Source organism: Paraburkholderia monticola (genome assembly GCF_001580545.1).
GTDB classification, from domain to species: domain Bacteria; phylum Pseudomonadota; class Gammaproteobacteria; order Burkholderiales; family Burkholderiaceae; genus Paraburkholderia; species Paraburkholderia monticola.
Window position 1 is genome coordinate 141,211 of the sequence record NZ_LRBG01000008.1, and the last position, 19,391, is coordinate 160,601.

Annotated in this window: 17 protein-coding genes; 13 read left to right on the plus strand and 4 right to left on the minus strand. The window is 66.2% G+C overall.

Features of this window, described 5'->3' with window-relative positions; all coding sequences use genetic code 11:
- Nucleotides 1-148 precede the first annotated feature (148 nt).
- Both CI15_RS11795 and fumC read left to right on the plus strand, forming a co-directional pair.
- Nucleotides 149-1,750 carry a phospholipase D family protein gene (locus CI15_RS11795; RefSeq protein WP_153041100.1) on the plus strand — a complete coding sequence of 534 codons (1,602 nt, stop codon included), beginning with the start codon at nucleotides 149-151 and terminating at the stop codon, nucleotides 1,748-1,750.
- A 15-nt stretch (nucleotides 1,751-1,765) separates the two neighbouring features.
- The gene (gene fumC, locus CI15_RS11800) at nucleotides 1,766-3,166 is read left to right on the plus strand and encodes a class II fumarate hydratase (RefSeq protein ID WP_062127895.1); all 1,401 of its coding nucleotides are present in this window, start codon (nucleotides 1,766-1,768) and stop codon (nucleotides 3,164-3,166) included.
- A 62-nt stretch (nucleotides 3,167-3,228) separates the two neighbouring features.
- Here the strand turns inward: fumC and CI15_RS11805 are convergent, their stop codons facing one another.
- Nucleotides 3,229-3,735, minus strand: a complete 507-nt coding sequence (locus tag CI15_RS11805) for an acyl-CoA thioesterase (RefSeq protein WP_062127897.1) — start codon at nucleotides 3,733-3,735, stop codon at nucleotides 3,229-3,231.
- Nucleotides 3,736-3,832: 97 nt separating this feature from the next.
- Nucleotides 3,833-3,973 (minus strand): hypothetical protein, encoded by a 141-nt coding sequence (locus CI15_RS37265; RefSeq protein WP_162842046.1) that lies wholly within the window; start codon nucleotides 3,971-3,973, stop codon nucleotides 3,833-3,835.
- Between the two features lie 210 nt (nucleotides 3,974-4,183).
- Between CI15_RS37265 and CI15_RS11810 the strand changes: the two genes are divergently transcribed.
- Complete coding sequence (locus CI15_RS11810) at nucleotides 4,184-4,897, plus strand: ArsR/SmtB family transcription factor (protein WP_062127899.1); 714 nt, start codon at nucleotides 4,184-4,186, stop codon at nucleotides 4,895-4,897.
- Between the two features lie 149 nt (nucleotides 4,898-5,046).
- Nucleotides 5,047-7,572 (plus strand): DUF6600 domain-containing protein, encoded by a 2,526-nt coding sequence (locus CI15_RS11815; RefSeq protein ID WP_062127901.1) that lies wholly within the window; start codon nucleotides 5,047-5,049, stop codon nucleotides 7,570-7,572.
- Nucleotides 7,573-7,679: 107 nt separating this feature from the next.
- On the opposite strand, the gene CI15_RS11820 is transcribed toward CI15_RS11815, so the two are convergent.
- A complete protein-coding gene (locus CI15_RS11820; protein WP_062127903.1) occupies nucleotides 7,680-8,651 on the minus strand; it encodes a thymidylate synthase in 972 nt (323 codons plus the stop codon).
- 233 nt (nucleotides 8,652-8,884) lie between these two features.
- Entirely contained in the window at nucleotides 8,885-10,279 is a 1,395-nt protein-coding gene (locus tag CI15_RS11825) for a sigma-54 dependent transcriptional regulator (RefSeq protein ID WP_062127905.1), read from the minus strand.
- A gap of 538 nt (nucleotides 10,280-10,817) precedes the next feature.
- Here CI15_RS11825 and CI15_RS11830 point away from each other — a divergent pair.
- The 9 genes from CI15_RS11830 to CI15_RS11870 all read left to right on the plus strand — a co-directional run bounded on the left by CI15_RS11830 (nucleotide 10,818) and on the right by CI15_RS11870 (nucleotide 19,347).
- The gene (locus CI15_RS11830; RefSeq protein WP_062127907.1) at nucleotides 10,818-11,294 is read left to right on the plus strand and encodes a hypothetical protein; all 477 of its coding nucleotides are present in this window, start codon (nucleotides 10,818-10,820) and stop codon (nucleotides 11,292-11,294) included.
- 127 nt (nucleotides 11,295-11,421) lie between these two features.
- The gene (locus tag CI15_RS11835; protein WP_062127909.1) at nucleotides 11,422-11,973 is read left to right on the plus strand and encodes a hypothetical protein; all 552 of its coding nucleotides are present in this window, start codon (nucleotides 11,422-11,424) and stop codon (nucleotides 11,971-11,973) included.
- The gene (locus CI15_RS11840) at nucleotides 11,970-12,647 is read left to right on the plus strand and encodes a hypothetical protein (protein WP_153041098.1); all 678 of its coding nucleotides are present in this window, start codon (nucleotides 11,970-11,972) and stop codon (nucleotides 12,645-12,647) included. The genes CI15_RS11835 and CI15_RS11840 overlap by 4 nt, the downstream gene beginning before the upstream one ends.
- A 26-nt stretch (nucleotides 12,648-12,673) precedes the next feature.
- Nucleotides 12,674-14,065 carry a serine-rich family protein gene (locus tag CI15_RS11845; RefSeq protein WP_062127911.1) on the plus strand — a complete coding sequence of 464 codons (1,392 nt, stop codon included), beginning with the start codon at nucleotides 12,674-12,676 and terminating at the stop codon, nucleotides 14,063-14,065.
- A gap of 105 nt (nucleotides 14,066-14,170) precedes the next feature.
- Nucleotides 14,171-14,884: a C39 family peptidase gene (locus CI15_RS11850; protein ID WP_062127912.1), complete on the plus strand. Its 714-nt coding sequence runs from the start codon at nucleotides 14,171-14,173 to the stop codon at nucleotides 14,882-14,884.
- A gap of 7 nt (nucleotides 14,885-14,891) precedes the next feature.
- The gene (locus CI15_RS11855) at nucleotides 14,892-15,701 is read left to right on the plus strand and encodes a hypothetical protein (protein ID WP_062127917.1); all 810 of its coding nucleotides are present in this window, start codon (nucleotides 14,892-14,894) and stop codon (nucleotides 15,699-15,701) included.
- A gap of 95 nt (nucleotides 15,702-15,796) precedes the next feature.
- Nucleotides 15,797-17,248 carry a hypothetical protein gene (locus CI15_RS11860; RefSeq protein WP_062127919.1) on the plus strand — a complete coding sequence of 484 codons (1,452 nt, stop codon included), beginning with the start codon at nucleotides 15,797-15,799 and terminating at the stop codon, nucleotides 17,246-17,248.
- A gap of 24 nt (nucleotides 17,249-17,272) precedes the next feature.
- Nucleotides 17,273-18,775: a sigma-54 dependent transcriptional regulator gene (locus CI15_RS11865; RefSeq protein WP_062127921.1), complete on the plus strand. Its 1,503-nt coding sequence runs from the start codon at nucleotides 17,273-17,275 to the stop codon at nucleotides 18,773-18,775.
- 71 nt (nucleotides 18,776-18,846) lie between these two features.
- Nucleotides 18,847-19,347 carry a dihydrofolate reductase gene (locus tag CI15_RS11870; protein WP_062127923.1) on the plus strand — a complete coding sequence of 167 codons (501 nt, stop codon included), beginning with the start codon at nucleotides 18,847-18,849 and terminating at the stop codon, nucleotides 19,345-19,347.
- The last annotated feature ends 44 nt before the right edge of the window (nucleotides 19,348-19,391 follow it).

A 19,391-nucleotide genomic window follows, 5' to 3' on the forward strand; every position in this document is an offset into this window, starting at 1 on the left:
CGAACACGCGCCCCAATTCCCTTAGAATGGTTTTCTCGACAGCGTGTGCGGGCCTTCGCTGCCGCCACGCGAGAAGCTTGCAAAACAAGGGGAAAACAGCGTGCAGGGGCACTTCGAACGACATCGGCGGGCCGCGCGCCGCCGCTCGATAGTCAGCACAACGAGACGATTTTTCCTGCTCTGTTGCGCGGCGGCATTTTTGACCGCCTGCGCAACGAAGCCGCCCGCCACTGCATTCGACCGCGAGGTCACGCACGCGTTGCCCGCCACCGCGAATACGCCGCTGCGCGAAGCGCTCGCGCCGCTCGAGGCGAAGCATCCGCAGCAATCGGGTTTTCGCCTCCTGCCGAGCGGCACCGACGCGCTGCAGATGCGCATCGCGCTCGCGCGCGCGGCGACCAAAACCCTCGACATGCAGTACTACATCGCCAACGAGGACACCACCGGCAAGCTGCTGCTCGGCGCCGCGCTCTATGCGGCCGATCACGGCGTGCGGGTGCGCATGCTGGTCGACGATCTGAACTTCAAGGACATCGACCGCGTCATGGCGGGGTTGAACTCGCACGAGAACATCGAGATTCGCGTGTTCAATCCGTACGGCAGTGCGCAGGAGGGCATGTTCGAGCGCACCACGAACGTGTTCACGCAGATCGGCCACTTCACGCGCCGCATGCACAACAAGGCGATGATCGCGGACAACCAGCTCGCGATCGTGGGCGGCCGCAACCTCGGCGACGAGTATTTCAGCGCGAGCGAAACGCTGCAGTTCCGCGACCTCGACGTGCTCGCGGCGGGCCCGATCGTCGCCGACGTCTCCGCGAGTTTCGACGACTACTGGAACAGCGGCCTCGCCTATCCGCTGCACGTGCTGAACAAACAGAAATTCGACCAGAAAGAACTCGATGAGACGCGCGACGACCTGCGCCAGCACTGGCGCACCAACGCCGATCCGTACAACGCGAAACCGCTGAACGCGACGCCGCTCGCCGCCCAGATCACGAGCGAGCAGCTCGGCCTCACGTGGGCGAGCGCGGAATTCAGGGCCGATCTGCCGGAGAAGATCGAGCATCCGTCGCCGGACTACGTGAGCCCGCCGCTCGAGCGCTTGCGCGAACTGATGCACGACGCGCAGCACGACTTCCTGATCGTATCGCCCTACTTCGTGCCTCACGAGTCGGGCGTGCAATCGGCCAGCGAGATCACCCATCGCGGCATCCGCATCGCGGTGCTGACCAACTCGCTCGCGGCGACCGACGCAGTCGCCGTGCAGGCCGGCTACAGCCCGTTTCGCGTGCCGCTGCTGAAGGCCGGGGTCGATCTGTACGAATTCAAGCCGCACCAGGAAACGCCGAACGTGGGGCTGGTCGGCTCGCGTTCGCGCGCGAGCCTGCATGCGAAGACGTTTGTGATCGACCACCAGATTCTCGTCATCGGCTCGATGAACCTCGACCCGCGCTCGGCCAATCTGAACACCGAGCTCACGCTCGTGATCCATAGCCCCGAGCTCGCGAATCAGGTGGCGAAGATCTTCGAGCGCGCGACCCAGCCCGACGAGAGCTATCACGTGACGCTCGCCGACTCGGCCCAGCTCGCGTATCTGCGCTCGATCGGCGCGCCGCTCTCGCCGCTCGTCTGGACCGACGTCGAAAACGGCCAGACACGCACGTACATTTTCGATCCGCAGGCCGGTTTTTACCGCAACGCGCTAACGGGTCTATTCTCTTTATTGCCGGTCAACTCGGAACTTTGAGAAGCGGAGCCAAACATGACTGAAGACGTACGGATGGAGCGCGATACGTTCGGCGAAATCGCGGTGCCGAACGCCCGCCTGTGGGGCGCGCAAACGCAGCGCTCGCTGCAGAACTTCAAGATTTCGACCGAGAAGCAGTCACCCGAGCTGATCACCGCGCTCGCGGTGATCAAGCGTGCGGCGGCCGAAGTCAACCTCGGCCTCGGCGTGCTCGACGAGCAGAAGGCCCGCGCGATCATGCAGGCCGCCGACGAGATCATCGCCGGCAAGCATCCGGGCGAATTTCCGCTCGCGGTCTGGCAGACCGGCTCGGGCACGCAGACCAACATGAACCTGAACGAGGTGATCGCGAACCGCGCGAGCGAGCTGCTCGGCGGCGAGCGCGGCGAGGCGCGCAAGGTGCATCCGAACGATGACGTGAATCGCGGCCAGTCGTCGAACGACGTGTTCCCGACCGCCATGCACGTGGCCGCCGCGGACGCGATCGTCAAGCATCTGCTGCCCGCGCTGAAGACGCTGCGCGACACGCTCGACGGTAAGGCGAAAGCGTTCACCGGCATCGTCAAGATCGGCCGCACGCATTTGCAGGACGCGACGCCGCTCACGCTCGGCCAGGAATTCTCCGGCTATGTCGCGCAACTCGAGCACGGCATCCGTCACGTCGAGGCGGCGTTGCCGCATCTGTACGAGCTCGCGCAGGGCGGCACCGCGGTCGGCACGGGACTGAACGCGCATCCGAAGTTCGCCGACAGCGTCGCCGCCGCGATCGCCAGGCTGACCGGTCTGCCGTTCGTGTCGGCGCCGAACAAGTTCGAGGTGATGGCCGCCGCCGACGCGCTGGTGTTCGCGCACGGCGCGCTGAAAACGGTGGCCGCGAGCCTGAACAAGATCGCCAACGACATCCGCTGGCTCGCGAGCGGCCCGCGCTGCGGTCTCGGCGAGCTGTCGATTCCCGAGAACGAGCCGGGTAGCTCGATCATGCCGGGCAAGGTCAATCCCACGCAGTCCGAAGCGCTGACGATGCTATGCGCACAGGTGTTCGGCAACGACGTCGCGGTGAATATCGGCGGCGCGAGCGGAAACTTCGAGCTGAACGTGTTCCGGCCGATGATCGCGCACAATGTGTTGCAATCGGTGCGTCTGCTGGCCGACGGCGCGCAGAGTTTCAACGACAACTGCGCGGTCGGCATCGAGCCGAATCACGAGCGCATCGATACCTTGCTCAACGAATCGCTGATGCTGGTGACGGCGCTCAATCCGCACATCGGCTACGACAAGGCCGCGCAGATCGCGAAGAAGGCGCACAAGGAAGGCACGACGCTGAAGGCGTCGGCGCTGGCGCTCGGCTATGTCACCGAGCAGCAGTTCGACGAGTGGGTGCAGCCGAAGGATATGGTCGGGGGTACGGCGAGCTAAGTCCCGGCGTAAATGTATGAGGCGGCGCGCGAACGGGCGCGCCGCGCGCAACCCCGCTGCGCTTAGATCTTTCCCTGCGCGACTTCTTCAGGCTTCAGCTCGACGATCGCGTCGAGCGCTTCCTTTACGTCCATCGCGTATTTGGCGAGGCGATTCTGCTCATCGGTCTGCGGCACGAACGCGGGCACCGGCACCGGATGGCCGTTCTCGTTGACGGCGACCATCACGACGAGGCAGTCGGTGGTCTGCAGCAGTTCACCGCCCTTCGGATCACCGGCCTGCACCGACACGTGAATATGCATACTAGTGCGGCCCGTCGCGACGACACGCGCGCGCAACTCGACCAGATTGCCGACGAGGATCGGCCGCCGGAAACGGATGTTGCCGACGCTGACCGTCACGCAATAGCGTCCCGACCACACCGCCGAACACGCGTACGCGGTTTCGTCGATCCACTTCATCAGCGCGCCGCCGTGCACCTTGCCGCCGAAGTTGACCGAGGTCGGCTCGGCGAGAAAGCGGAAGGTGGTTTCCGAACGGTCCAGCGGTGCTGTGGGAACAGTGCTCATCTTGACTCCGGTCAATCGGATGCATTGAAAGGAGGCGATTATACGAGCGCAATAATGCGCGCGGCGGTGCTTCTACTCGGTACGGTTGCGCAACGTCCTATTTGTGGACGCTGATCCCTTCGTCGATGGTGCCGTACATGTTGATGCTGCCGCTGCCGGCCGACCCCGAACCGGCTCCGCCCCCTGCGCAGGCGCTGAACAGCAGAACCGCCGCGGCGACGGCCAGAAGAGTTTTCATGACATCGGATTCCAGCAAGAACAGGCTTCGATTCTAGCCTGGCGGCACCAACCGACGCGGGAACGCAGGCTGCGCGGGAGACGTCCCCGGCATACATAGTTCACGCAACGCTGAAACATCGAATACCTGATGCGCGTAGAGTGGGAATCGTGGCGGCGGCCTTGGCGATTTAGCCGCCCTGCCCTTTGCCGCCTATTCAGGAGACGCGCCATGACCGCCCCCCTCGCAGACGACCAGAACCACTTCCCCGGTCTGAGCCGCATAGGCTCGCTGCTCGCCGACCCCGGCCGCGCCGCGATGCTGTGGGCGCTGATGGACGGCAGCGCCCGCCCCGCCGGTGAACTGACGATGATCGCGGGTTTGTCGCCCTCGGCGGCAAGCGCCCATCTCGCGCGGCTCACCGACGGCGGCTTGCTCGCGCTCGAAGTGCGCGGCCGGCATCGCTATTTCCGCATTGCGTCGCCCGACATCGCCGCATCGATCGAAGCGCTCGCCAACGTCGCGCAGGTCAGCGCGCCGCAGCGGTCCGTGCCGCGTCCCGCCCGCACCGTGCCGCTCGACATGCGCTACGCGCGCACCTGCTACGACCACATGGCGGGCGAGCTGTCGGTGCAGATCTTCGAGCGCATGCTCGAACGCGGGCTGCTGACGCAGCACGGCGCGGCGCTCGAGGCGACCGCGCAGGGCGCCGCCCGCTTCGCCGACTGGGGCATCGACCTCGCTGCGCAGAAGACCCGGCGGCGCCGCTTCGCCTGCACCTGCCTCGACTGGAGCATGCGCCGTCCGCATCTGGGCGGCGCGCTCGGCGCGGCGTTGCTCGAGGCATGGTCGGCGCACGGCTGGGTCGAGCGCACCGAGCGGCCGCGCGTGCTGCGCGTCACCCCCGCCGGCCATCAGCATTTCGATGCGTTTCTGGCCGGATAGACCCTTGCACCGGCGACGCGGCGACACCGCGAGACCTTTTGTTACATGCCCGCGAATCCACCTTACAAATGTGCGGGCCTTGAAACATAGGCGACAGGTACAGTGACTGAACGGACCCGGCCCATTGCCGCGTCCGTCGGAGATCAGTCATGACCAATACCAAGCTGCCCATCCAGCAAGCCGGGATCAACCGCCGGATGACCGGCTTTACGCTGATCGCGGCCGCCGTCGTCGCGCTCGCCGCGCAGGCCAGCCTCGCGCAGGAAGCGCCACCCCCGCCGCAAACCGCCACGGCTGTCGCGCCGGGCGGCGATCCGTCGGGCGGCGATCCGCCCGGGCGTATCGCGCGTTTGAACTACACGGCCGGCGCCGTGACCACCGAGCCTGCCGGCGCGACCGACTGGTCGTACGCGCAGATCAACCGGCCGCTGACGACCGGCGACCAGCTGTGGAACGACCAGAACGCGCGCTCCGAGCTGCACATCGGCTCGACCGCCGTGCGCCTCGGCCAGAACACGAGCCTCGACGTGCTCAATCTCGACGACACGACCGCCCAACTAAAAGTCGCGCAAGGCACGCTGTCGACGCGCGTGCGCGAACTCGCGCCCGGCACGTCGTATGAAATCGACACGCCGAACCTCGCGCTCGGCGTGAACGGCCCCGGCGACTATCGCGTCGACGTCGCGCCCGACGGCAGCGGCACGACCGTCACCGTGCGCAGCGGCAGCGCGATCGCGTACGGCGACGGCGCCCAGGTGCCGGTCGCGGCGGGCCAGCAGATCCGCTTCACCGGCACGAACCTGGGGCAGCTCGCCGACACCCGCGCGCCCGCTCCCGATGATCTCGACCAGTGGGCCGCCAGCCGCGACGCCACCGAAGACCGCTCGCCGTCGGCGCACTACGTGTCGCGCGACATTCCCGGCTACGAGGATCTCGACGCCAACGGCACGTGGCGCGCGACGCCGCAATACGGCGAAGTCTGGGTGCCGAACGCGACGCCGGCCGGCTGGGCGCCGTATCACGACGGTCACTGGGTCTGGCAGGCGCCTTGGGGCTGGACCTGGGTCGACGACCAACCGTGGGGCTTCGCGCCGTACCACTACGGCCGCTGGGCCGAGGTCGACGGCACGTGGGCCTGGGTGCCCGGTCCGCTCGAAGCGGACGCGCCGCCGGTCTACGCACCAGCGCTGGTCGGGTTCGTCGGCGATGACGGCGGTGGTGTCGACTGGGGTGTGAATCTGGCGGTCGGCGGGGTCATCGCGGCCGGTGTCGCGTGGTTTCCGCTCGGGCCAGGCGAGCCGTGGCATCCGCATTGGGGCGATCACGACCGCTGGAGCGCCGGGTACTACAACCGCGTGAACCGCACGACGGTCTTCAACGATTACCACCGCAACGTGAACATCCACAACACGTACGTGAACTATCGCGTGCCGGGCGGCGTGACCGCCGTGCCTGCGACCGCGTTCGTGCATGGTCAGCCGGTGCGACGCTTTTCGCAGAAGGTTGATCCCGCGCAGTGGCGCAATGCGCGGATCAACCCTGGCGCACCGGGAATCGCACCGGTGCGCGAGAGCTTCGGGTCGGATCTGCGACGCGCGAACTATCGGCCACCGGCGAGCGTCGTCGCGCGGCCGGTCGTCGCAACCCGCAATCCCGTCATGCCGGCCGCCTATCACGACGAGCTCGCGCAGCGCTTCGCGCAAAGCGGCGGTCGGGTGCCCGGCGGCGGCCAGCCGGTCGTGCGCACGTCGGTACCCGCGCATATGACCGGCGCACCGGGCGCGCTGCCGATGGCGAACGTGCGAGTCGTGCAATCGCACATTCCGGGACATCCGCCGGGGATGGCGGCCGGTGCGCCGGCGACGCCTGGCATAGCCGGCGGCAACGCGCCGCATGGCGTCGAGCAGGGTGGTCAGCGGCCTGGGGGAGCGGGCGGCATCGGAGCGCATGGCGAAGCGCCGCCGGCGCGTTCGGGCATGCCGCCGCAGATGGCCGGCATCGCCCATCCGCCGCAGCCTGGCGAGACCGCGCAAGCGGGCCAGATGGGCCATCCGTCGAACGGGGTAAACGGAGTACCTCGGCCACCGCAAGCAGGCGGTGGCAACCCGGCCAACGCGGGCGCCTACTCGCAGCAACACGGCGCGCCACAGCAATGGGGCGCGGTAGGCAGGTCGCAACCGACATGGACGCAGCCCCATCCGCCGATGGCACAGCAGGCACCGCACATGGAGAAGCCGCGCGCGCCGCAGCAACCGGGATTCGCGCAGTCCGGTGTGCCGCATCCGCCGCAGAACCCGGCTGCACAGCAACAGGCGCGAATGACGGAAGCGCATCCGCCGGCGATGCAACAGCCGCGTATCGAGCCGCGTCCGCAGATGCAGCCACCCCGGCCAGAGCCGCAGTTCCAGCAGGCGCAGCAGCCACGTGTCGAACCGCGTCCGCAGATGCAGCAACCACGGCCTGAGCCGCAGTTCCAACAGGCGCAGCAGCCGCGCGTCGAACCGCGCCCGCAGATGCAGCAACCTCGCCCGGAACCGCGTCCGCAGATGCAGCAGCCGCGTCCTGAACCTCGGCCGCAGCAGGTGCAGCAGCCGCGTGCGCAACCTCAGCCGCAACAGCAACACGCCGAGCAGCATCAGGGCGGCGGCAATCGCGACGAGCGCCACAAAGGCTGAACTGGCCAGCTGTCGTTTTGGCAAGAAAAAACCCCGCGAGCCACGCCATCGCGGGGTTTTTCACATTCGACGCCGCGGCCACTGCCGCCTCGCGTCCGCAACCGGAATCAGATCGCCATCGGCGCCGTCAGCGGCTCATGATGCCGATAGCCGACCAGCGAGAAATCCGCCGGCTCGATCTTCTCGAGCCATTCCGGCGCGTAAACACGGGTCTTCGCGTAGTCGGGCACGCGATCGGCAATGGCGAGCCGCGGGCTCTCATACGGCTCACGCTTGAGCTGCTGATGCAGCATGTCGAGCTGATTTTCGTAAATATGCGCATCGCCGATGAAATAGCTGAACCAGCGCGGCGTATAGCCCGTCAGCCGCCCGACCAGGTGCAGCAGCGCCGCGCCCTCGGTCAGATTGAACGGCGTGCCGAGCCCGACGTCGTTGCTGCGGATATACAGGCACAGCGAAATCTCGCGGCGCGTGACGTTCGGCAGGAACTGGTACAGCAGATGGCAGGCCGGCAGCGCGATCTGGTCCAGCACCGCCGGATTCCACGCATGGAACAGAATCCGTCGATCGGCGGGGTTTTGCATGATCGTGTCGAGGCACTGGCGAAGCTGGTCGATCGCCTTGTAAAGCAGCACCTTCGAGCGGCCTTCTTCGTCGAACTGCGTGATGACGCGAAAACCGCGCGCCTGGGCGTCGGCGAGCTGCGCGCTCGCGCTGGCGTCGAGCACCTTGTAGGCCGGCCACTTGCGCCATTGCACACCGTAGACGTCGCCCAGATCATCCGGGCCCTCGCGATACGGATTGGCGAGCCACTGCGCGTTCTGGTTCGCGTTGCCGTCCCACACCTTGCAGCCCAGATCGCGGAAGTCCGCGGCGCTGCGCGACGCACGCAGAAACCCGACCAACTCGCCGATCGCCGACTTGAACGCGAGCTTCTTCGTCGTGACGGCCGGAAATCCCTGTTGCAGATCGAAGCGCAGCATCGCGCCCGGCATGCTGATGGTGCGGATGCCGGTGCGATTTTCCTGCCACGTGCCGGTGTCGAGAATCGTGCGGACGAGGTCCAGGTATTGTTTCATGCGGTTTCCTTCGACGCGGCGCGAACCCATGGAGGCGCGCTCACGGAATTGAGCAAAACCTGATTCTAACAAGCGCGACCGTACGTCGCCGAGGCACGGCGCGCCGCGGCGGAAATTCGGAGGAAGGTTTCAAACAGGAAGGAAAAGGCCGCGAGGAGCGAACGACAGGCTGTAGCGACGCGCCGTGCCTGCGCACGCCACGTCGCCGCCATTAGAGGTGTCCGCCCGCCGCCTCAGAGATGCTGCACCGATGCCGGCAGATCGCTGTGTGGTGTGGCCATCGGCTCGCCTTCCATGTGACGCATACCGTGCGAGCACAGCAGCCGGTACAGCGTCACCCGCGAGATGCCGAGTTCTTGCGCCGCATCGCCGAGCCGCCCACGATGCCGCAACAACGCGAGTTCGATCGCCTGACGCTCGGCCGCTTCGCGTGCCTGCGCGAGCGACACCGGCACGATCTCGACGTATTCGGCGAGTTCGAGGTCGCGCGCGGTGATGGCGCGTCCCTCCGACATCACGATCGCGCGCCGCACCCGGTTGATCAGTTCACGCACGTTGCCCGGCCAGCCGTAGTTATGGAGCGCGGCGATCGCATCGGGTGCGAAGCCACGCAGGCGCCGGCTCGCGTCCTTCTTGAAGCGCTCCAGCATGTGCCGCGCGAGCAGTTCGATGTCCTTGCCGCGCGCGCGCAGCGGCGGCTCGTCGATCTGCAGCACGCACAGGCGGTGATACAGGTCGGAGCGGAAGCGCCCTTCGATCATCGCGGCGGTCATGTCCACGTGCGTGGCCGAAATGATCCGCACGTCGACATCGATCGCGGAGTGTCCGCCGAGCCGCTCGACCTTGCGCTCCTGGAGGAAGCGCAACAGGCTCGCCTGGCTTTCGAGCGGCAGATCGCCGATTTCGTCGAGAAACAGCGTGCCGCCGTTGGCCGCCTCGACCCGGCCGATCTTGCGCTGGTTCGCGCCGGTGAACGCACCGCGCTCGTAGCCGAAGAGTTCCGATTGCAGAAGATGCGGCGGGATCGCACCGCAATTGATCGGCACGAACGGCGCATTGCGCCGCGCCGAGCGCTCGTGAATCGCTACCGCCGTCAGCTCCTTGCCGGTGCCCGATTCGCCGGAGATGAACACCGGCGCGTCGGTCATCGCGACCTTGCGGATCGAGCGGAACAGCGCGAGCATCGCGTCGCACGAGCCGACCATCTCGCCTTCGGCGCCCTGCACGCCGTCGTGCGTGGCGGTTTCACTGAGGGAGATCATGCCGTATGCATGACCGACCGAATCGACGATACGATCGCCCGAATACGGCACCGTCACGTAATCGAAGCAGTAGTCGCGCACGAGCCGGCGCAACGCGGCGTCCTGCAGTTGGCCAGGCGTCGTGGCGGCAACCCAGCCGACGTTCGGCATGGTCAAACAGGATTCAAAAGCGGCGATCTCGTGCGGTTGGAAATCGCTGGACAGATCGAGCAGGCCACCTGCTGCCGAGCCGGTGCGCACCGCCCGGCGCGCATCGCGCGCCGATCCCACGACTTCGACATGCCAGCCGCGCTGCAAAAAACGCGTATTCAGTTCCGCGCTCGGGTCACGCGAAACGTAAATCAGTTGCCGCGTTGCGGGTTCCATTATTCAGATCCTCTCGTCAACGAACGTTAAGGACGACGCATGCACCTGAAACTGCGGTTCAGACACGCTGACTCGTCCGGGATTCGCGAATCGCAAAACCCGAACGGCCATTCCATTCCGTGCGGACAGCTGATCCCCAAGAAAGCGGCGTGTGTGTTTGAGACGGCCTGATATGGGCCTTTTTTAAATCTGAAGCTGTTTTCGAGAGCTTACTATACACGCGCGGCTTCGAAAACAATTATGCGAATTTAATCACCGGACTCCTTACCCACCAAGGCTTAGCGGCCGATCTGGAATTATTCAGCCGACAAATAAAACATTAGTGGAAGCGCTTTTCGTGGCGCTTGAGCGACAGTACTTCGCGCCTTCCGGATTTACGAATTATAGGTATTTTCTGCTGACCCGTTTCAACGCTGAAACGTTTTTTTCCGATTTGATGCGCATTAGTCGCGTTTCTGCTGGTGGCCTCCAGTCGTATCAATGGATTGCGAGCGATGGCACATGTTTCGCTAAATGCCATGCACCAGGGAGACACATCATGCGACTCGCATTCCGCATCGATTTGATAAGCCGCGGCGCGCCGTACTTCGCAATGTGCGCAGCACTCTCGTTCAGCGCCCTGCCGGCAAGCGCCGGCGCCCAGACGGCGCAAGCCGCCCCGGCTCAATTCGCCACGCTGGCGGATTCCAACGATGCCACCGCCCCCACCTCCGCCAGCCTACAAGCCAGAGCGCCGGTTCCTGCGGACGACGACAGCCAGATCTCCGCCAATGCCTCGAACCCGGCGGCCGATGCTACAGCGGTGAACGATATTTCGCTCGACGACCAGATGCTCTCGCGGCAACGCGGCGGCGCGGTCGGCATGTTGATGGTCGCCGCGACGCCGCAGCTGATGCAAAACGGCGGCAACCAGGTGACGTTGTGGGACGAGATCGCCCCGCCCTCGCCGCTGCCGGTACCGGTCGATGCCGCCCGCGCCGCGCAGGGCAACGTCGCAACCTATCAGCGCAAGTAGCAGGACCGAGCCACGAGACGCAGCAACGAACAGAAGCAGATAACAGGCAATGCAGGACCGGCGCCCGAACGCAAAGCACCGCGCGCCACGCCGGCGGGAACAAGAAACAAGAGAGAAGGACCGGGACATGACTACGAATCACCGGACGCCGCACGCCCATGGGCTGCTGGCGGCGTCGTTCAGCGGCACTCCCGTCTCGCCGCGCGCGGTTTCGGCCCGCGCCGCCCTCCTCGCCAGCGTCCTCGTCATCACTTGCTTCGCGAGCCCCGCGTTTGCCGAGCAGGTCGCCAATCCGGGCGACATCATCGTCGAGCGCAGCGTCACGCCTCGCGACGCGTTCGTCCCCGTGCCGCGCGACCAGGACCCGGTCGCGGTGCGCGCCACGACTTTCCCGGCCAACTCGTTCGACCCGACGATCGCCACGCTCGTCGGCGATACCGATCTGACCAACGCGCACGGCTCGACCGGTGTCGCCGCGGGCGGCGCGCTCGGCGGCACCGGCATGCAGGCGGTCACGCAGATCCTGAGCGGCAAGGCGACCGGCAACACGATCCCGCTGAACTCGGGCGGTATCGGCGGACCGGCCGCGGGGATCGGCGGCACGATCAGCTCGTCGGTGACGGGCGCGCTTGCGCCGCTATCGAACGTGCTCGGCGGCGCGCTCGGAGGTCTGAAATGAACCCGCGCCTTCGCCCCTCGCGGCAATCGCTCCAATCACTGCAAGTCACGCCGACGTGCACGGCACTTCGCGTGTGCGTCTGGCTGTGCTTCGGCGCCGCCGTCCTGATCGCCAGTGAAGCGCAGGCGCAGTCGCAAGCGGTGCCGGTCGTCGGCGCCACCGCGACGATCGGCATCGCCGCAGGCATGGGCGTGACCGGCGCGCTCACCGTCAACGAAACGGCCGGCCTCGACAACGTGCAGGCCAACCAGATCACGCTGACGAGTGGCGGCGCGGTCGGCAACGCGAACGCGAGCGCGCAAAGCGCATCGGTGGTCGCGAACGTGCCGCGCGCACAGGCGTCGATCGAAGCCAACGCGTTTTCGAACACATCCGGCGCGGTGCTGGTGAACCAGTCGGCCGGCGCAGGGAATCTGCAGCGCAACAGCACCCAGATCGGGACTGCGGCGCTCGGAGTCGAGACCGTCTCGGATGGGGAGCTATCCGCGACGGCCCCGAAGAACGGGAGTCTGGGGCAATCCAATGCGATTCACGGCGTGCGCGAGGCCAGCATTTCCAGCGATGCCTTCCGCAACGCCAGCGGAATCGTGCAGATCAACCAGGCAGCCGGTGCCGGTAATGCCACGGCAAACAGTTTTGTGCTCCGTCCCCCGGCGGGCACTTTTTTTAACTGACCACACTTAAAGTATCGGAGCGAATCATGAAGCGCACTCTTATTGCAGCAGCCGTTCTCGTTGCCGCATCCGGCAGCGTGCTTGCCGCGCCGCAGAAGGCCTACCTGTTCAATACGACGGTCGTCGGCGAGATGGTCGGCGTCGAAGGTCTGGTCGGACTGTTTGGCTGCGTGCATGTCTCCAGCACGGCTAACGCGGTGATCAACAACAACCAGTCGGTCAACGTGAACGCGACGCTCGATCCGCAGGCGCAGACCTACACCACCGGCACGGTCACCACGACCATCAACAACAGCAGAACATCGGCCAGAGGCGGCGGCACGGCATTCGCGTTGACGACGCAAAACCATACGTCCTCGACTTCGGGCTCGCAGGGCTACGAAGCGTCCGGCGGCTATGTGTACGGCAGCCAGAGCGGGAGCGTGTCAAGTGGCGGCTATGAAACAAGCCAGCAGGCAGCAGGCATCGCCGGCGGCTTCTCGCACACGAGTCAGAACTCGGGCGGCCATGTCTCGGCGGGCGGCTCGATCGGCGGCAGCCTCAGCTATCAGGACCACAACACGTTCTCGCACGGCAACGACTCGTTCCACGCGAGCGGCGGCCTGCACGCCGGTTATCGCGAATCGAGCTACTCGAACGCGTCGGGCGTCGCCGGCGGCTTCGAGGCGAGCGAAGCGTCCGGGCAACACCGTACGTGGGGCTTCAACGCGAGCGAAGGCTCAGGCTATGCGATGGTCGGCGAGCAATCGTCGGGCTACTCGAGCAGCCGCTCGTCGTCGACCAATTCGTACGGCGCAGCGTGGGGTCTCGACGAAAGCATGTCGACGAGCAACGTAACGACCCATGGCTCGATGACGCAGCACATCGACAACGAGGCAGCCGGCACGCTGAACGCGACCACCGGGGCGAGCGCGGCCAGCAACGTTTCGGGCAACCTGGGCATCAACATCGCGGAAGGCATCGACAACGCGCAGAGCAACGACGTGTCGCTTGCCTCGGTCGACGTCGGCAACGTGTTCGGCAACGCGCAGGACTTCAACGTGCAGTCCTCCGGCGGCAGCGCCACGATCCACAACTTCAATCTGAACGCGTCGGTCGGCAACGGCTCGCTGTCGGGTGTGACGGGTAACGTCGGCGTGAACGTCGCTTCCGGTATCGGCAACGCGCAGGACAACGCGCTCGCCGGCGCGGTGACGACGACCAGCCCGGGCAAGGCGATGACCACCGCGATGGACGCGACGGACGACAACTCGCAGTCCGCAACGATGGTCGTGCACGGGCAGTTCCAGGGCACGGCTAGCCTCGGCGCGAATACGCTGGCCGGCGCGTCCGGCAACATCGGCGTGAACATCGCCGGTGGCGCAGGCAACTTGCAGCACAACGGCCTTGCCATCGCGGCGCTGAACAGCGGCAAGTAAGCCGACCACGCGAGCACCGCAGGCAAGCAGAAGAAGTACAAAGCAGTCGGAAGGGCGCGCCGGCAGCCGCAGAAGCTGCCGGCGCGGATCGGGCAGGAGACCAGCATGACCGGCTTCAGGGGGTTCCCGGCGCTACCGTTCGCCGTAGCGCTGGCAGGCTGTGTGCTCTGCGCGGGCCACGCGGCCGCGCAATCGAGCATCGACACGTCCACGTTCGCCGGCGTGCCGTTGACGAAGACGGTCCGTTCGATGAAGGACCTGCGCTACAACCACATCGTCAGTCAGCAGTTCGACTACAGCTGCGGCGCGGCGGCACTCGCCACCCTCCTCAAGTACGGCTACGGCATCGATATTCCGGAGACCGAACTGATTCGCCGGATGATGGTCTTCTCGACGCCCGAAGTCGTCGTCAAGAACGGCTTCTCGATGCTCGACATGAAGCACTTCGTCGAGACCATCGGACTGCGCGGCCGCGGCTTTCGCGTCAACGTCGACGCGCTCCACCATCTCCAGATCCCCGTGATGGTCCTGATGAACATCGACGGCTACGAGCATTTCGTGATCGTCAAGCATGCGCAGGACGGCCGCGTGTTCATCGCGGACCCGGCGCTCGGCAATCGCATCGTGCTCGAAGAGGACTTCGCGAAGACCTGGAACGGTCTCGTGTTCGCGGTCCTCGGCAAACCCTTCAGGGAGGATTCACCGCTGTTGCAGGACAACGAGTCGCTCGCGCTGAAACTGCGCGCCGCCGCGCTGGCGGCCGGCACCGCCGCGACTCCCTTTTTCGAGTACGGCTTGAACAAGGCAGACATGTTCTGAACCCACCATGAAGTCATACCTCACACAGCTTGGGTTCGTGCTCTGCGCCATCGCCGGCGGCGCAAGCGGCCTCGCCCATGCTTCGGAGGGCGCCGCCTCGCCACCGGCTCCCGAACGTTCGATAGACCGCGAGCCCGCAGCCGCACCCCTGCGGGTGCAACTCGTCGACGACGACGTGCTCGCGACCCAGTCCGGCAAATATGCCGGCGCGACGATGATCTCCGGCTTCGTGCTGAACGTCATTTCGCAATGGCAGTTGCCGAACGGCGTCGGCGCGCTCGCCCAGGGCACGCTCGCCGCCGTGCGCAACGGCAACGGCCAGTTGATGAGCTCCGTCAGCACGTCCGCCAGCGTGACCGGCGGCGCGCACGGCTATGCCGGCGATTCGGGCGCCAACCCGAATGCCCAGGCGAGCGGCGGCCAGAGCATCGGCGTCAATGGGGTATCGCAGGTCACCCAGGTCGCGGGCGATCGCAACAGCGGCACCAACTCCGCGCTGATCGACTTCAACAACAACGCCGTAACGCTGACGGGCTCCGCCAACGCACCGTCGGCATCGGCCAGCAATTCGACCGGCTCCGTGAAAGCCGGCATTTCGTTCGGCAGCAACGGCGTGAGCGTCGCGCTGCAAACACCCGCTGGGCTCGCCACCCAGACCATCACGCCGAGCAGCGGGCAGATCGCCCAGCTGCTGCAGATTGCAGGCAATAACCAGCAAGTCGCCAACGCCCTGCAACTGCATCTGCAAACGCAGCAGATGTCGGCTTCGATGCTTCGTCAGATGGGCGTACTACAGGCACTGCAAAACAGGAGATGACCAGGCGGGCCGCCACCCGCCAACTGCAGCACAAGTAGTGAAGAAACGGCCGCGCAGTCCGCATTCGCGCAGCCGGAACACCGGGGGAACAGAACATGAATAAAGTGTCATCGACCAGGGGGCCGCGCATGGCTCTCGCGGCCATACCGGCCGCCGCCATGCTATGGGCTCTGTCGCAATCGGCGAGCGCGCAGGCGCTCGCCGGGCAATCCGTGGAGGACCGGCTGAACACGCTGATGCGCGTCGTCGACGAGCAGCAGAAACAGATCCATTCGCTCGAACGCCAGGTCACCGACCTCGAGATGGCGCAACGCGGCCGCGGCGTGCCGGGGGCCGGCGCCCCCGCGGGCAGCGATGCGGTGGCCGAGCAGCCCGGCGCCGACGGCCTGCCGGTGCCGCTGCCGCCGCTCGCGCAGGTCGTGCCGGGCGCACCCGCGCCGGGAGGCACGACCGGCACCGCGACCGGCGTGCCGGTCAATCCGCCGACCCCGGACGGCAGCAATGCCGGCAACGCCAGCGCAGGCGGCCTGCCCGCCGCCACCGACGGCAGCGGCGCGGTCGGCCAGACCCAGCGCGCCGCCGAGCCGGTGCGCACCCAGGCCGAGCAGGCGGTCGTGCAGCGCGAGCACGCGCCGCTGTTCGACCACAAGCTGACGATGGATTTCGGCATCAGCGACACCTACTACGACCGTCGCCAGTTGCAGTTGTCGGGCTTCCTCGCGCTCGATGCGATTTTCCTCGGCAACATCAACCTCGGCCAGACCAAGTCGCACCAGGTGATGGCGGACCTCGACACGCGCTACGGCGTGTCCGACCGCATCAATATCGACGTCGACGTGCCGTACGTGTACCGGCGCAGCAACTTCATCGTCGGCGGCGCGGGCGGCGCGGCGAGCACGCTGTCGGACGCGACGGTGTCGAGTCACGACATCGGCGACGTGAACTTCGGCCTCTACTACCAGTTCGTCAGGGAAACCAACGCGATGCCGGACGTGGTCGGCAGTCTGCGCGTGAAGACGGCCACCGGTAGCTCGCCGTTCGGCCAGAAAGTCGTGCAGGTCGACCAGGACAACACCAATCTGGTCGCGCCGACCAAGCTGCCGACCGGCACCGGTTTCTGGAACATCACGGCGGGTCTGTCGGTGCTGAAGACCTACGACCCGGTCGTGCTGTTCGGCAGCGTTTCCTATACGTACAACATCGCGCGTTCGTTCGCGGACATCTCGTCGGTGCAGGGGCAAACCGAACCGGCGACGGTCAAGCTCGGCGACATCGTGCAGTTCGGCGGTGGTGTCGCGCTTGCGTTCTCCGACAAGGATTCGGCCAGCGTATCGTTCACGATGGCGCTCGAACCCGAATCGGAGACCAAGGCGCCGGGCGGCTCCTACCAGAAGGTGCCGGGCAGCGAAACCACGGCCGCGGCGATGAATTTTGGCCTGAACCACGTGGTCAACAAGCACCTGACGATCAACGGCTCGGTATCGATCGGACTGACGCCCGACGCGCCGAACTTCGTGGTCGGCGTGCGCTTTCCGTACACCTTCTGACGTGCCAACGATAAGAGGTCGAACGTGCGTGAATCACCTCATCTAACCAGTGTGACAGCCGTCGCGGCAGCGGGATCGCATCTGTCGCTCGCGGTGCCGAAGCCGTGCCCCGCCACGTCGTCTGCTGGACCCGCCGCGGCGCGCGGCGTCGCGCGACAGTTGCTGTACGTCGCGCGCACGCTCGACGAAACGCTGATCGCGCATCTGAAGAGCCGCGGCTGGCAGGTCGCGGCCGCGCGCTCGGCGCACGAACTCGGGCGACTCGTGAAGCCGGACCTCGCGTGCGCGGGTATCGTCGATCTGGCGAGCTTCGCGCCGCGCGACATCGGCGGCCTCGAGGCGAGCCTGCGCCAGCAGCAGATCGGCTGGATCGCGCTCGCGACCAACGAGCGGCTCACTGATCCGCTCGTGCGACGGCTCGTGCGCCACTACTGCTTCGACTACGTGAAGCCGCCCGTCGCGCACGCGACGATCGACTATCTGGCCGGCCACGCGTTCGGCATGGTCACGCTGTCCGAGCCGGAACCCGCGCCGCCCGCCAGCGAAGCGGGCGACGAGGAAATGGTCGGCACCTGCGAGGCGATGCAGCAGCTCTTTCGCACGATCCGCAAGGTCGCGAACACCGACGCGAGCGTGTTCATCGCCGGCGAATCGGGCACCGGCAAGGAGCTCACCGCGCTCGCGATCCACGAGCGCTCGCCGCGCCGCAAAGCGCCGTTCACGGCGATCAACTGCGGCGCGATTCCGCATCACCTGCTGCAATCGGAACTCTTCGGCTACGAGCGCGGTGCGTTCACCGGTGCGAACCAGCGCAAGATCGGCCGCGTCGAGGCGGCCGACGGCGGCACCCTCTTTCTCGACGAGATCGGCGATCTGCCGCTCGAGAGCCAGGCGAGCCTGCTGCGCTTTCTGCAGGAAGGCAAGATCGAGCGGCTCGGCGGACGCGAATCGATTCCGGTCGACGTGCGCATCATCTCGGCGACCCATGTCGATCTCGACGGCGCGATGCGCGACGGCCAGTTCCGCGCGGACCTGTTTCATCGGCTGTGCGTGCTGCGCATCGACGAACCGCCGCTGCGCACGCGCGGCAAGGACATCGAGATTCTCGCGTATCACATCCTGCACAAGTTCAAGACCGACAACGCGCGCAAGATTCGCGGCTTCGCACCGTCGGCGATCGAGGCGCTCTACAACTACAACTGGCCCGGCAACGTGCGCGAGCTGATCAACCGCGTGCGCCGTGCGATCGTGATGGCCGAAAACAAGCTGATCACGGCCGACGACCTCGACCTCGCCGGTTTCACCGAGCAGGAATGCATGACGCTGACCCAGGCACGCGAGGCCGCCGAGAAGCGCGCGATCGAGGCCGCGCTGCTGCGCCATCGGCATCGCCTGAACGAGGCGGCGATCGATCTGAACATTTCGCGCGTGACGCTGTACCGGCTGATGGGCGTGCACGGCTTGCGCGAACCGGGTGGTGTCGACGACAAGGGAGCTTTCGGCGCGGACGAGCCGGCGCGGGGGTGAGGAACGGTACGGGGTCGGTCCGGGTCGGTGCGTCGGGTAGAATCGCCCGGTTACCCTCCACTTTCCATTCGATGACGACGCTCACCCTGATCGTCGCTCGCGCCAACAACGGCGTGATCGGCCGCGACAACCAGTTGCCCTGGCGACTGCCCGAAGACCTCAAGTTCTTCAAGCGCACGACGATGGGCGCGCCCATCATCATGGGCCGCAAGACGCACGAATCGATCGGCCGGCCGCTGCCGGGACGCCGCAACATCGTCGTCACGCGCGATGCCGCGCGGCGCTTTCAGGGCTGCGACACCGCGACCAACCTCGACGAAGCGCTCGCGCTCGCGGCGCAGGATCAGGCGCCGCAGGCGTTTCTGATCGGCGGCGCAGAACTGTACGACGAAGGGCTGCACCACGCGGACAAGCTGATCGTCACCGAGATCGCCGCCGACTTCGACGGCGACGCGACCTTCCCCGCGATCGACCGTGACGTGTGGGAAGAAATCGCGCGCGAGGCGCATCACTCGAACGCGCCGAACGACTTCGATTACGCGTTCGTCACGTATCAGCGCAAGGACGTCTGAAGCCTCGCGCAACGCGTCCGATAAAAAAACGCCACGCAACGTTT

Coding starts and splice junctions, on each gene's coding strand:
- fumC (WP_062127895.1), top strand. CDS start 1,766: ATGACTGAAGACGTACGGATGGAGCGCGATACGTTCGGCGAAATCGCG.
- CI15_RS11805 (WP_062127897.1), bottom strand. CDS start 3,735: ATGAGCACTGTTCCCACAGCACCGCTGGACCGTTCGGAAACCACCTTC.
- CI15_RS37265 (WP_162842046.1), bottom strand. CDS start 3,973: ATGAAAACTCTTCTGGCCGTCGCCGCGGCGGTTCTGCTGTTCAGCGCC.
- CI15_RS11810 (WP_062127899.1), top strand. CDS start 4,184: ATGACCGCCCCCCTCGCAGACGACCAGAACCACTTCCCCGGTCTGAGC.
- CI15_RS11815 (WP_062127901.1), top strand. CDS start 5,047: ATGACCAATACCAAGCTGCCCATCCAGCAAGCCGGGATCAACCGCCGG.
- CI15_RS11820 (WP_062127903.1), bottom strand. CDS start 8,651: ATGAAACAATACCTGGACCTCGTCCGCACGATTCTCGACACCGGCACG.
- CI15_RS11825 (WP_062127905.1), bottom strand. CDS start 10,279: ATGGAACCCGCAACGCGGCAACTGATTTACGTTTCGCGTGACCCGAGC.
- CI15_RS11830 (WP_062127907.1), top strand. CDS start 10,818: ATGCGACTCGCATTCCGCATCGATTTGATAAGCCGCGGCGCGCCGTAC.
- CI15_RS11835 (WP_062127909.1), top strand. CDS start 11,422: ATGACTACGAATCACCGGACGCCGCACGCCCATGGGCTGCTGGCGGCG.
- CI15_RS11840 (WP_153041098.1), top strand. CDS start 11,970: ATGAACCCGCGCCTTCGCCCCTCGCGGCAATCGCTCCAATCACTGCAA.
- CI15_RS11845 (WP_062127911.1), top strand. CDS start 12,674: ATGAAGCGCACTCTTATTGCAGCAGCCGTTCTCGTTGCCGCATCCGGC.
- CI15_RS11850 (WP_062127912.1), top strand. CDS start 14,171: ATGACCGGCTTCAGGGGGTTCCCGGCGCTACCGTTCGCCGTAGCGCTG.
- CI15_RS11855 (WP_062127917.1), top strand. CDS start 14,892: ATGAAGTCATACCTCACACAGCTTGGGTTCGTGCTCTGCGCCATCGCC.
- CI15_RS11860 (WP_062127919.1), top strand. CDS start 15,797: ATGAATAAAGTGTCATCGACCAGGGGGCCGCGCATGGCTCTCGCGGCC.
- CI15_RS11870 (WP_062127923.1), top strand. CDS start 18,847: ATGACGACGCTCACCCTGATCGTCGCTCGCGCCAACAACGGCGTGATC.